Annotated in this window: 8 protein-coding genes; 6 read left to right on the top strand and 2 right to left on the bottom strand. The window is 39.8% G+C overall.

The features are described from left to right. The first annotated feature begins 12 nt into the window (after nucleotides 1-12). Complete coding sequence (nrdG, locus tag T543_RS03225) at nucleotides 13-543, top strand: anaerobic ribonucleoside-triphosphate reductase activating protein (protein WP_035765663.1); 531 nt, start codon at nucleotides 13-15, stop codon at nucleotides 541-543. 86 nt (nucleotides 544-629) lie between these two features. Here nrdG and rsmA read toward each other — a convergent pair whose 3' ends face one another. Both rsmA and T543_RS03235 read right to left on the bottom strand, forming a co-directional pair. Then, complete coding sequence (gene rsmA, locus T543_RS03230) at nucleotides 630-1,496, bottom strand: 16S rRNA (adenine(1518)-N(6)/adenine(1519)-N(6))-dimethyltransferase RsmA (RefSeq protein WP_035765665.1); 867 nt, start codon at nucleotides 1,494-1,496, stop codon at nucleotides 630-632. A gap of 38 nt (nucleotides 1,497-1,534) precedes the next feature. Then, a complete protein-coding gene (locus T543_RS03235; RefSeq protein ID WP_035765667.1) occupies nucleotides 1,535-2,299 on the bottom strand; it encodes a TatD family hydrolase in 765 nt (254 codons plus the stop codon). Between the two features lie 165 nt (nucleotides 2,300-2,464). Between T543_RS03235 and T543_RS03240 the strand changes: the two genes are divergently transcribed. The 5 genes from T543_RS03240 to T543_RS03260 all read left to right on the top strand — a co-directional run bounded on the left by T543_RS03240 (nucleotide 2,465) and on the right by T543_RS03260 (nucleotide 13,771). Next, the gene (locus T543_RS03240) at nucleotides 2,465-5,524 is read left to right on the top strand and encodes a tetratricopeptide repeat protein (protein WP_035765670.1); all 3,060 of its coding nucleotides are present in this window, start codon (nucleotides 2,465-2,467) and stop codon (nucleotides 5,522-5,524) included. A gap of 58 nt (nucleotides 5,525-5,582) precedes the next feature. Further along, nucleotides 5,583-7,625 (top strand): 1,4-alpha-glucan branching protein GlgB, encoded by a 2,043-nt coding sequence (gene glgB, locus T543_RS03245; RefSeq protein WP_081829903.1) that lies wholly within the window; start codon nucleotides 5,583-5,585, stop codon nucleotides 7,623-7,625. Nucleotides 7,626-7,736: 111 nt separating this feature from the next. Next, complete coding sequence (locus tag T543_RS03250; protein ID WP_035765672.1) at nucleotides 7,737-10,904, top strand: DUF6240 domain-containing protein; 3,168 nt, start codon at nucleotides 7,737-7,739, stop codon at nucleotides 10,902-10,904. Nucleotides 10,905-10,918: 14 nt separating this feature from the next. Continuing rightward, entirely contained in the window at nucleotides 10,919-13,282 is a 2,364-nt protein-coding gene (locus T543_RS15000; protein WP_051638491.1) for a flagellin N-terminal helical domain-containing protein, read from the top strand. A 12-nt stretch (nucleotides 13,283-13,294) separates the two neighbouring features. Further along, nucleotides 13,295-13,771, top strand: a complete 477-nt coding sequence (locus tag T543_RS03260) for a flagellar export chaperone FliS (RefSeq protein ID WP_035765674.1) — start codon at nucleotides 13,295-13,297, stop codon at nucleotides 13,769-13,771. Nucleotides 13,772-13,969: the final 198 nt, after the last annotated feature.

The raw sequence follows: 13,969 nt of genomic DNA on the forward strand, positions 1-13,969 counted from the left end.
TGGAGAGAGAATATGAATTACGGAGAAATAAAGACAACGGATATAGCTAACGGCACCGGAGTTAGGACTTCACTATTTGTATCTGGATGCACACATCACTGCGAGGAATGTTTTAATGCAGACACATGGGATTTTAATTATGGAAAGCCTTTCACAAAAGAAGTGGAAGATGAGATCATAGATTCTCTGCGCCCTGCATACGTTACGGGACTTACTGTCCTTGGTGGAGAACCAATGGAAGTAGTAAACCAAAAGGTTGTACGACCTTTTCTTGAGAGAGTAAAGAAGGAACTTCCAAATAAAACAATCTGGATTTATTCAGGTTACACATGGGAAGAACTTAATGATGAGAACAATAAAAGATGTCATTCGGAAGATACCGCCGCTATTTTAAACCTGATAGATGTACTTGTGGATGGAGAATTTGTTTTGTCTCTTAAAGATATCTCTCTTAAATTCAGAGGATCATCCAATCAAAGAATAATACTTGTTCCCGAAACCATCAGAGAAGGTAAGATAGTGCTTTCGGAGCTGAATCTTTAGTAATTATAAAATCGCAGATTAAGAGTAAAAGAGGAATATGAAATGCAAAGCTCTGATTTTGAAAAAGAAAAAGCCTATCAGAAAAATCAGTGAGTAAACTCATAGAGAAGGTTTGAAATAGTGGCAAATTCCTCAAGACTTAGTTTTTCGCCTCTTATTGAGGGATCAAGACCCATTTTTTCAAGGCACAAAACAACCTGATCTCTGGTTATACCAAGATTTGCGTTGGTAATACCATTTGAAAGAGTCTTCCTTCTCTGTGCAAAAGCGCCTCTTATTATTGCAAACATAAATTTAGAATCAACTGTTTTGACAGGTGCCTCTTTATGACATGCAAGATGGATAACAGCAGAATCAACTCCGGGCTGTGGTATAAAGCAGCTCGGAGGAACTATTTGAACCATAGTGGGATTTGTATAATACTGTACGGCAAGTGATAAAGCGCCATAATCCTTAGATCCGGGCTTTTCGGCCATCCTGTCTGCAACTTCTTTTTGTACCATAACAGTAATACTTTCAATAGGAAGCTCGCTTTCAAGTAGCCTCATTAATATGGGGGTAGTAATGTAATAGGGCAGATTTGCCACTACTTTAATAGGTCTTCCTCCATTTTCTTCCTGAACTATCTTTTCTATATCTACTTTGAGAATATCCTGATTTATCACTTTGACATTGTCATAGCTTGAGAGTGTGTCCTCAAGAATTGGTATAAGCATTCTGTCAATTTCTACAGCAATTACTTTTCCTGCACTATCTGCAATGTACTGTGTCATAGTTCCGATTCCGGGACCTATTTCAAGGACAGTATCTTCTTTTGTAACTCCTGCTGCTTCAACAGTCTTAGACAGTACAGAGTCGTCGATGAGGAAGTTCTGCCCGAACTTTTTCTGTATACTTAAATTATATTTTTCAATTACCTTCTTAGTTTCAGAAGCGCATCCAAGTGTAGCCATATTTTCATTCTCCAATCCATGGTCAGTATAACAGGTTTTTACAGCTTGTAGAGCTTTTGGGCATTAGACGTAGTGATATCTATTACATCATCAACGGACATATGCTTGATCTCTGCAATCTTGTCAGCCACATATGGCAGATTAAGTGAAGAGTTTCTCTTTCCTCTGAAGGGTTCAGGGGAGAGGTAAGGCGAATCGGTCTCGAGAACAATCTGCTCTATAGGTGCATATTCTACAACTTCGCGGAGTTTTTTTCCGTTTTTAAAAGTAATGACTCCACCTACGCCTACGTAGAATCCCATGTTTAAATATTCTTTGGCGATTTCGACTGAATAGGAGAAACAGTGGATATCTCCTCCGATTTCCTCTGTATGAAGTGCCTTCATTATATCAAGAGTATCTTTTGCAGCATCTCTTGAGTGGATAATAAGAGGCTTTGAGGCTTTTCTGGCCATTTCTATCTGAGCTTCGAACCATTTTTTCTGAATTTCTTTAGAAGGTTCGTCATAATGATAGTCAAGGCCTATCTCGCCAACTGCAAGAGCTTTTTCGTAGCAAAGCTTATCTTCAAGCCATTTAAGCTCATCATCATCCATTTCTGCACAGTCGCTTGGATGAACACCTATGGTTGTGTATATAAAAGGGTATTTTTTGGTAAGCTCAATAGAAGTTTCAACCGTCTTTTTTGAAGAGGTTGCATTTACTATTGTTCCAATATTGTTCTTTGCCATAGAAGAAAGGAGTAAATCCCTGTCTTCATCAAAGGCTTCGTCATCATAATGCGCATGTGTTTCAAATATCATATCTATCTCCAATCCATCGTCAGTATAACACAGAAAAATAAATTGCACATCTTCAAAAAAGTTAGTATTTATGCGGCTTTTTGGCAATGCATTTTTTGACATCACTAGTGCCGTATGCTAAACTTACACTAGATATAGTATGGAATTAGTTAAGGGGACAAGATTTTGGATAAAACTGAATATAAAATTCGCGCAGACGAAATAAAAAACCTGATGCGGGAACATAGATTTGAAGAAGCGGTACGGATAGCCGACACAATTGACTGGAAGAGAGTTAAAAGTGTCGGTATGCTTTGTGCCATAAGCGATTTATATAAAGTAAACAGAAGACTTGAAGAGAGCAGGGATATTCTTCTCCTTGCCTATGACAGAAGCCCAACCAGAAGAGAAATAGTCTATTCTCTTTGTGAGCTTGCAATCGCCATGGGCGAATTTGTGCAGGCTATCGAATATTATAAGGAATTCGTAAGACTCGCTCCCAGAAATACAGCAAGATATATACTTCAGTACAAACTCTACGAAGCTCAGGAGGTCAGCCTCGAGGAGAGAATAGCTGTGCTCGAAGAGTATAAAAAGCATGACTACAACGAAAAGTGGGCATACGAGCTGGCATACTTATATCACAGAGTAGGACTTACAACTGAATGTATTGAGGAATGTGACGAGCTTTTCTTATACATGAGAGAGGGAAGATATGTCATAAAAGCCCTGGAACTGAAAGCTTTGCATGAACCCCTATCACCTGAACAGAAGGCAGTTTATCAAAAATATAAGGCAGAGGTTTCCGGCAGATTAAATGCTCCTGAACCTGAAAAGGCAACAAGGGGAGTTGATATGCCCCTCTCAGGGAAAACACCTACCAAGGAGATTCCTCCGATTCCGGAGAATTTCGAAGCAGGGGATCTTGCCAAAGAAAGTGCAGATAATTCTTATCAGACTACTCAGTACTACAATGATGAGGAACCTGCGCAGGATGGCGCATCAGATTATGAAGTCCCGACTGTCAATGTAAATAACTACAACACAATGGACCTGCAAAAGGAAATTGCGGCCAATTTAAAAGAAGTTTTAAATAACAGTCCCGAAGCTGCTCTTTTTGCAGATGCTAACGGTCCAAGCGTAGAAGATGATACAGCTTATGAAGATCAGCCTTCTTTTGCTACGGAGTCTACCGGAGAATTTGCTGCAGAGGCAACTGCCGAAACCGGAGATATTGCATATGCTGCAGGATCAGTTATTGCAGATGATACAACTAATGCAACTGATACAGGCAGTATGGCAGAATCTTATGAAATACCGCAGGAGGATAATGCTGCACAGGCTACACAGTCAGCAGAAGATACCGAAGCATATTTGCAGGACGAGTCTTCAAAAGAGACTGAGGCTGAACTTCCTGAGGATATCCATGATGCTGATACCAAGGTATGGGGCGTCCAGGAAATAAGAATGGGTGTTGAAGCAGCGAAAAAAAGTATCGATGCTCTTAAAGAGGCTAAAGAAGCAGAGGAAAAAGCATCTACTGTCAAGGAAGAGATAAAGGCACCAAAGACCCCGCTATCTGCAGAGCTTAAAGATAAAGAGATAGTTGCAGACCTTGCGCAGAGCACTATGAATGAGCATGCAATGTACAAGGGAGCTGTCTTTATGGATGAACCTCTTCAGGATGAGGTTCCCGGTGCTGTCATCAGGCCGAATGCGAGATATCAGATCAACAGCCATTTCGATAAGATGCTCTCTCAGGAATATGATGGTCAGATCAGTATGGCTATCGATGAAAAGAAGCAGGTTGATGATCAGATAACAGGTCAGATAAGCATAAGTGAGTTTATGAAGGATTGGGAGTCCTTTAAGCAATCCCAAAAAGAAAAGCAGCTTAGAAATGTTAAAAAGCTCGTAGCTTCTGAAACCGGTGAGCTTTTCAAAGATTTCGATGAAAATCTTACAGAGCCTCTTCTTAATGAAGAGCCCGATGATGAGATAAGAGCAGCGCTTGACCTTCAGAATACTACTTCCATGGTACAGCTTACAGGAAGTGATCTGGATTTAGCGCAGACTGTGGACAGCTCAGAGCAGGAAGAAGAGTGGGCATCCAATTCTGAGGAAGCTGTAGATGTTTCTGAGCCTGCACAGGAATTACAACCTGAGATAGATCTTGGTGAGACTGCTGACATTGATGCAGAGGCAGTTGAAAAGAAGCTCGCTTCTGAAGATAATAAATCCGAAGAAGAAACTGAAGCAGAAACAGATATTAAAGAAGATACAGATGATTCAGAAGATGTAGAAGATGTAGATGATAAAGAGACTGCTGAAGATGAATCTAAAGAGGCTTCAGAAGAATCTTCAGAAGAAGAGATAACAACAGACGAATCCGAAGATGAAGCTAAAGCTGCTGATACCAAGATAAAGGAAGAAAAGAAAAAAGTACCTTCCGAAGAAGATGAGGATTCAGAGGAAGATAAGGGCATGGAAGACAGAGTCCGTGTCATGACACCTGAAGAAAAGGAACTTTTCGGACCTTATATTCATCATAGAAAGAGCAGAAAGCAGATCATTGAGGCAATAGACAACCTCAGTATGGCTGCATATACCAATAATGCGATAGTTACCGGCGAAGAGGGTGCGGGAACCGTTAATCTTGCTAAGGGACTTATCAAGGCAGCACAGGCAACAGATTCCAACTTCTCAGGTAAGGTTGCAATGATATCTGCTATAACTCTTAATAAGAGAACCGTAAGCCCTATTTTTGACAAGATAGTAAACGGCGCGCTTATTATAAGACGTGCAGCTGACCTTAAAGAAGCAACGGTTAAGACGCTGCTTAAACTTTTGCAGAATGAGAACAAAGGATACATAGTAGTTATAGAAGATACCAAGGACGACATCGATAGGCTGCTTGATAAGTATCCGGAGCTTAAAAAGTGTTTCAATGTAAGAGTAGATATAGAAGCGCTTGACGACGACTCTCTTGTGGCCTATGCAAAACAGTATGCCATCGAAAAAGAGCATGTTATCGATAACCTCGGAATCCTTGCACTTCACCAGAAGATTGCAGAGAGACAGACACTTGATCACGAGGTTACGGTAAAAGAAGTAAGGGACATGGTTGACGATGCGATCTATTATGCAAATAAGAGGTCCATAGGACATGTCGTTGATGTACTTTTAAGAAAACGTTTTAATGAGGAAGACATGATCATTCTCAGAGAAAAAGATTTTCTTCACTAAAAGAGTGGTATACTAAAATTAAATTTTTACATAATCTTATTACGAAGGGGAATTTTTTATGGGGCAGACAGTATTTATTTCTGAAGCAGATGAGTATCTTTTTGGACAGGGAACTCACTATGATATATACAAAAAACTCGGTGCGCATGTTTCTGAGGAGAATGGTGTTAAGGGAATGTATTTCGCTGTCTGGGCACCAAATGCAGCTGAGGTTCACGTTATTGGATCCTTCAATGGCTGGGATGAGACATCTCACAAGATGGAAAGAAGCGGTGAGATTGGAATATATCATCTTTTTATTCCGGGAGTTGGAACCGGAGAACTCTATAAGTATCTTATTACTACGCAGGATGGAAGAAAGCTCTACAAGGCAGATCCGTATGCCAATTATGCTGAGCTTCGCCCGGGCAATGCTTCAAGAACGACAGATCTTTCTAAATTTAAATGGAGCGATAGCAAGTGGTATGAGAGCATCAAGGGCAAAGACATAAACAGACAGCCTCTTGCAATTTATGAATGTCATATAGGTTCCTGGATGAAGCATCCCGACGGAACAGAGGATGGCTTCTATACATACAGACAGTTCGCTGACAGGATTGTTGAGTATCTAAAGGAAATGAAGTATACACATGTGGAACTCATAGGCATTGCTGAGCATCCTTTTGACGGATCATGGGGATATCAGGTAACAGGATACTATGCGCCTACAGCAAGATACGGCGAGCCTACTGACTTTATGTACCTTGTAAATCTGCTTCATAAAAATAACATCGGTGTTATCCTTGACTGGGTACCTGCCCATTTCTGCCCGGATGAATTTGGTCTTGGCTGTTTTGACGGAACCTGCATTTACGAGGATCCGGACCCGAGGAAGGGTGAGCATCCTGACTGGGGAACAAAGATTTTCAATCTTTCCAAGAATGAAGTAAAGAACTTCCTTATTGCTAATGCACTTTTCTGGATAAAAGAATTCCATGTAGACGGACTCAGAGTAGATGCGGTCGCATCAATGCTGTATCTTGACTATGGCAAGAGAGACGGTCAGTGGGTTCCTAATAAGGACGGTGGAAACAAAAACTACGATGCTATCGAATTCTTCAAACACCTTAATAGTGTAATAAGAGGAACCTATCCTGAAGTGCTTATGATCGCTGAGGAATCAACAGCATGGCCCAAGATCACTGCGCCTATTGAAGACGATGGACTTAATTTTACATTTAAGTGGAACATGGGGTGGATGCATGATTTTTGCGAATACATGAAGCTTGATCCGTACTTCAGAAAAGGCGCTCATCACATGATGACATTTGCAATGAGCTACAATAACGCAGAAAATTACATTCTTCCTCTTTCACATGACGAGGTTGTTCATCTTAAGTGCTCTATGCTTGAGAAGATGCCCGGTTATAAGGTTGATAAGTTTGCAAACTTAAGAGCAGGCTATGCATTTATGTTTGGTCATAGCGGAAAAAAGCTTCTCTTCATGGGACAGGACTTTGCACAGGAGAGAGAATGGAGCGAGAAAAGGGAACTCGACTGGTTCCTTCTTCAGGAAGACCTTCACAGAGGAATGAAGGATTATGTTAGAGACTTGCTTGAGATATACAGAAAATATCCTGCACTTTACGAGGTTGATAATGACTGGGGCGGATTCGAATGGATCAACGCAGATGATGCGGACCACAGTATTTTCAGCTTCTACAGAAGAGCAATAAACGGAAAAGACAATATCCTGTTTGTGATAAACTTTACTCCGATGGAAGTGCCAAATTACAAGGTGGGCGTTCCTTTTGCAGGAAAATATAAGCACATTTTAGACAGTGCGGACAAAAAGTATGCAGGATGCGGCTCAGGAATTCCTGATAGCATAACAGCAGAGCCCGGACTTTGCGATTACAAGGATTACAGCATAACAATGAATATTCCTCCTTATGGAGCAGAGTTGTTTGTATTCCAGAATCCTGATGCACCAAAGGAAGCATCTAAGAAGGAAGATACTAAGAAAACAGTAAAAAAAGAAACCGGAAAGGCAGCTGAAAAGCCTGTAAAGAAAACATCTTCCAAGGCTTCCTCCGCAAAGAAATCTTCAAAGAAGAAATAATTACATGTTAAAGTATCATACAGTTTAAACCGAAATAAAAGGTGATAGGCATAAGATGTGCCTGTTACCTTTTTTTCATATTATAATGACTTTTAAAAATCGGAGGACCTGATGAATATTTCTTTGCAGGCTTTAAATGGAACGGATTCCGATTTTGAGAAAATATCAAACGGCAAGGAAGCTGGACTAATTTTTCAGACAGGTAAAGAAAACAAGACAAAAAGCACAGGGGCATTAAGTGTTGACCTTGCCAGTAGTCTGATAAATACAAATGCGTATGGAAAAGGATCCCGTACTAAGAATGATGTAATAAAAGAGGCGCAAAATACCGATCAGAAGGTGCGCCATAATTTTATGTCTGTAATGGCTAACAATATGTCCTCGGAGGATTTTTCCAAGGGACTAAAGGATGGGTTTGATTTATCTGAAGTAAGCAGCGAAGAAGCGGTTACTATCCTTGACAGGATCAAGGCAGAACTTGCAAAGTCCGGAGAGAACATTGTTGGATTTACAGATGATATTTCAGCAGGTGAGCTTAAGAAGATTACAGGAAGTGAAGGGCTTGCGAACGACATTCTTAAATCTTTTAAGGAAAATGATATCCCCGTTTCGGAAACAAATGTCAAAGACACAATGGATGTACTTTCAAAGATGAGTGAAGTGACATCTCTTACTGATGGTGCGGTTAAATATATGACTCTTAACGAGATGGAGCCGACCATTCAGAACATCTATATGGCAATGCATGCAACAAACGGCCAAAACATCAATTCCAGAGGCTTTTATGCTGATGGACAGGAAGGCTATTATGCTAAGAAGCCTGATGAAGTAGACTGGAAAACTCTTGAAGACCAGGTGGATAAGATACTTGCAGATCTTGGATATGTACAGGACGAAGAAGAAATATACAGCCAGGCCAAAAACAATGCCAGATGGATGATCGAAGAATCAATCCCTCTTACAGGAGATAATTTGCAAAATGTAAACATGCTTAAGAATCTTGAGTTTCCCTTGAAAGATTCTGATGTTTTGGCGCTTGCAGCTTCATCAATAGCAAATGAGAAGGCAGCAGCTATGGCGAATGTTCAGAATGAGGAAAACAATCTAAAAAGAGCAGTCGAAATAAATGAAAAGACATCAAGGATATCGGACGGAGCAATAAATAGGGCTCTTGAAAAATTGGCATATAAAGCAGAAGGCAGTTTTGAGAATGTAAGCATAGAAAAAGCCCTGACACTTAAGAGTATTTTTGATGAAGAAAAAAACGGAGAGAGTGCCGTAATATCAGAAGGAGCAAACGCAGATGCAGATACAGCCGGACAAAATATTAAGGCGGATCAAGATCAGCAGTTTCTTATGGCAAGAAGGCAGCTTGAAGAAATAAGGCTTTCAATGTCAGTATCTGTCAATCTAAGGCTTCTTAACAAGGGAATTCAGATAGAAACAACGCCTATGAAGCAGCTTATAGGCGAAATGAATAAGGCCATAGATGAAATAGGTAAGTCACTTTTTCCTGATGAACCGGAAAATTATGCAGTTTTTGATAAGGCAACGAGTAAGATCGCACAACTTCCGGAAATGCCGATTTCTTTTCTTGGAAGATATGTAAATAGAGAGCCCGGCACGCTTGATGAAATAATAGGTCATGCCAAAAGAGTTAAGGCGAGCTATGAAAATGCCAAAAGAGAATATGAAACCCTGGGAACGCAGGTAAGAGGCGACCTGGGAGATAACATAAAGAAGGCATTTAGGAATATTGATGATATTTTAACTGAGCAAAAGCTTGAAGTTTCAGAAGAAAACAGGCGCGCCATAAGAATACTTGGATATAACAAAATAGAAATAAGTCCTGAAAATATCGAGAGAGTAAGAAGCATAGACGTAAAGCTTAAGGACATAACAGATAATCTTAAGCCGGGCGCTGTTCTATCGATGATACGAAATGGGCATAATCCTCTTAAGATGACATTAAATGAGCTGTCATCAGAGCTTGGCAACCGGGAAAAGGACGAGTCAAAAAGAGAGGAAAAGTATTCTGAGTTTTTGTATAAGCTTGAGAGAAATCATGAGATATCAGCTAAAGAAAAAGAATCCTACATAGGCATATACAGGCTCTTTAACAGGCTTAAAGTAACTGACAATGCAGCTATAGGAGCAGTTCTTGAAACCGGAGCCGAGATGACTATCGGTAATCTTTTGACAGCGGACAGGACTCTTAAAAGAGAAAAGAAAGGGCTCGATGTAAAGATAGATGATAGTGTATCTAATTTTGAAGAGGGAAAGCGGATCACAAAATCGATTTCAGCCCAGATAGAGACAGCATTTATCTATTACAGCCAAAAAGCAGACACCGTTTACAGAAATCTTGAGCCTGAAAAGCTGCATGCGGCAAAGCCAGATAATGATACTCTTTTGGAAAATCTTGCAAACAGGCTTGAAGAGATAAATGAAGCTGAAACAGCGAAAGAAAACTTAAGAGCATATATTAACGAAAATGCAAAAGAGTCTAGGGATACAGTAAAGCGAAGCGATGCGGAGTCTCTTACAAAAGAGCTTACAGAAAAGGGACTTCCTGCAACAATCAAAAATCTTGAAGCTTTGATTGATATAAGAAAGAGAAGAAGGGGCAGAAAGTCAGAATGGGATCGCATTGAAAGTGCAGCTCATCTTGCATTTTCCGAGACGAAGAAGGATATGCTCGACGATCTTATGAATACTGAAGATTATAAGACGTCATATAAAGAGCACCTTGAAGAATTTGAGGGAAAAATAAATGAGGTAATGATAGATCAGGCAGACTCATATATAGATGTAAAGGCAATGAGGCTTGTTAAGAAGCAGATTTCTGTTATGAGCAAAATGGCAGATAATGACAGCTTTGAAGTGCCTGTAGAAATAGATGGAAGATACGTTTCTATGAATATCACATTAAAGAGTAAAGAGGGTGGCGGATCAAAGGTTGAGACTTCGGTTGATACCGAGGATTACGGTCATATTTCCATGGCCCTTACTCTTTTGGATGGAGAAGCAAAGGGCATTTTTGCTGCATCCGGCGCATCTTCTGAATATTTAACAGAATATATGGAGAAAATTAGGGAAAATTTTGTCTCAGAAATATCGGATAATATGCCGAATATAAATATAGATGTAAATAACATAGGTATCATGTATCACATGTCAAATGCTGCAGATGCAGTATCTGAAGGGGAAAACGGAATTTCCGACAGTAGAACTTTGCTAAGGATGGCAGGCTTTTTCGTACATGCAATACAGACGTAAAATCGGAGGTCATCATGCAAGTTAACTACAATATCTCAGCTATGATCGCAAACAATGCCCTTGCTTCCAATGACAATAAGTTGGCAGAATCAATCGAAAGATTATCAAGTGGATTAAAAATAGCAAATGCTAAAGATAATCCATCAGGCCTTGCCATGGCCAGAAGAATGCATGCTCAGATCCGCAGTCTTAAACAGGCCGGTAACAATTCAGGTGATGGAATCTCGATCATGGCTACAGCAGATGGTGCTTTAAATGAAGTTCATGATATGCTCCAGAGAATGAGTGAGCTTGCGATTCAGGCAACAAACGGAACAAATTCTGACAATGACAGAAAGACGATCCAGGATGAGATTGATCAGCTAAAGGAAGAAATTACCAGAATAGCCGAAACAACGCAGTTTAACGGTCAGAATCTTCTCGACGGCTCTTTTGATCTAAGAGGATATGCTACAACCGGTGATGCTGTAGCAGGGCAGAACGTGACAGATCCTAATATCACAGTCAATGAATACAGTAGTAATGTCGATCCCGGAAATTATGTGATAGAAGGCCTAACCGCTAAATTTAATAAGAGAATCGGCGAACTTGATATTACCGACATGGGAAGTGAGTATATAAAAATCTATAAATACGATCCCATAACAAAGCAGATAGACAGAGATAATCCGTACATGAGTGATGCCAGAATTACTACAGATGGCGACATCATTCGTATGGAGACAAAAGATGACAGATATATCGAAATCCGTGTAACGGAAGATCTCGATAATGCTACGGTAAATCTGGAACTTACAGGAAAAGGCGATATGACTTTGCAGATAGGTGCAAATGAAGGCGTAACCCTGAATGCGAGAATACCGACTATAAGCCTCGATAATCTGGGACTTGTTTATACAGATTTTACCAGAACAATATATGAAGACGTTGAAGCAAATGTAAAAAATCTGACAACAGGGGATATCTCCGGGAACACACCATACAGTGATGTATGGCTTGGCACAAAGTATGCGACTAGCTACTATTTCTACTACGAGAATATAGAAAATAATACAAAAGATTTTTATACCACAACTGATTACCTTGATAAGATGCAGAAGTACAGCAATATGCTTTCTCAATATGCAGAGCTGCAGGGAAATCCGGCATATCAGGCTATTGCTGATGATATTAATGAGCTTCTTAAAGGAAATGGAGTATCTGACTCTTTTCCTGATGTAAATGAAGGCCTCGATAAAGAAGAAATAGTAGGAACATTCATAGAAAAATATTTTGTCGCAGCTACTCAGCAGCAGGCTCTGGACAGCTATGACCTTGATACTTACAGCAATACTACGGCAAGAAATATCTATACGATATTAACAACTGATATTGTCGGAGTAACACCTAAAGATAATACCGAAACCAGACAGGCTTCCATAGATACCTTCCAGGCTCTCTTTCAGGATATGGATACACTCTATCAGGCAGAAACCGGTGAAAGCCTTATGGATAACATAACTCCCACAGGTGATCCGGAAACGGATGTGGAGAATTTTGTCAAATACTATGGTCTTACAAAGCAGGATCTGGCAACACTTAAGGAAGCAAACGATAATAACACACTTACAGGCGCGCAAGTAAAGGACATAGTTTCGGCATCAAAAGCCAATTTCCTGACACAAGCTGAAAGTAACGATAAAAAATCCACGGAAGAATGGAACAAGTATTTATCCTATGCGGATTATCTAAATGAATATAAAGCAACTGTACAGGCGGATTATGACCTTATCATGAGCAAAGTAACTCCTGATATGTCGGAGGAACAGATTAGCTTTATAAAGCTGGAAGCACAGCCCTACAAGGACATTCTTGATAACATCACAGAGATCACAAATACGATCGACAGAATAGATAAAGCGGTGGATGTTGATTTTTCTCCGGTAACTGATGCTGATAAAGTCAGGATGTTCGCCAATGAATATTTTATTGATGAGCCTGTTCAAAAGGTACTTGATAAAACTCTCGAAAATACTGAGATGACTGATGAAATCAAAGGGAAAAAGATTTACGAAACACTAAGGTATTCCAATGAAAAAGGAAAAACAGCTCCCAATACCGGAGCAGATCAGGCAATAAGAGATATTTCATCAGCAATACAGAAGGTATCCAACATAAGAGCAAGACTGGGCGCTTATCAGAATAGACTTGAGCATACAAGTAAGAGTATAAATGTGGTTGATGAAAATATGACAGCTGCTTACTCAAGGATCATGGATGTCGACATGGCGGAAGAGATGACAGTTTATTCAACCCAGCAGGTGCTTTCTCAGGCGGGAACATCAATGCTTGCACAGGCAAACGAGAGACCTTCACAGGTATTACAGCTTCTGCAGTAAAGTGAGGTAACTATGACACAGGAAAAGATCAGGGATTACACATTAAGGATCACTATGGCAAACAAAACCCAGATGATCACAATTCTCTACGAAATGGTTCTGGATTATATAAATGAGGCAGAATCAGAGCTTTCAAAGGACAACAGGAAAGGCTTTATAGAGGGAATTCAAAGGGCCGGAAACTGCATAGACGAACTGATCCATTCACTGAACTTAGGATACGAACTTGCAAATAATCTCCTTGGACTTTATATTTTCGAAAAAAGGCAGCTTCTTAAGGCGATTGCAGGATTTGATACGAAAGTTTTAGTGCATGTGAAAGGAACATTTAATTCTCTTCATGAAGCATATCTTTCTTTGGAAAAAATGGATAATGAAAAATCTATTATGAAAAATGTTCCAAAAGTTTATGTGGGACTTACATATGGCAAAAATCAGCTCACAGAGAGCATTTCCGGGGATATTATGTCCAGAGGACTTAAAGCATGATGTAATTTTTTTGATTTGTTAACAATTTGTTCAAAAAAATGAGTTTCTACTATAAGTATAAAATATGAACAAGAAGCCGAACAGGTGTTTAGAAACAGCGCCGCGTTCGGCTTCTTTTTTGCGATGGCGAATAATTGCAAATATTAACAGAATATATGAAATTAAAAATCATGGGAAAATGCTCGATTGACAAAGAAA

The sequence above is a fragment of the Butyrivibrio sp. NC2002 genome, from assembly GCF_000702265.1.
GTDB lineage: Bacteria > Bacillota > Clostridia > Lachnospirales > Lachnospiraceae > Butyrivibrio.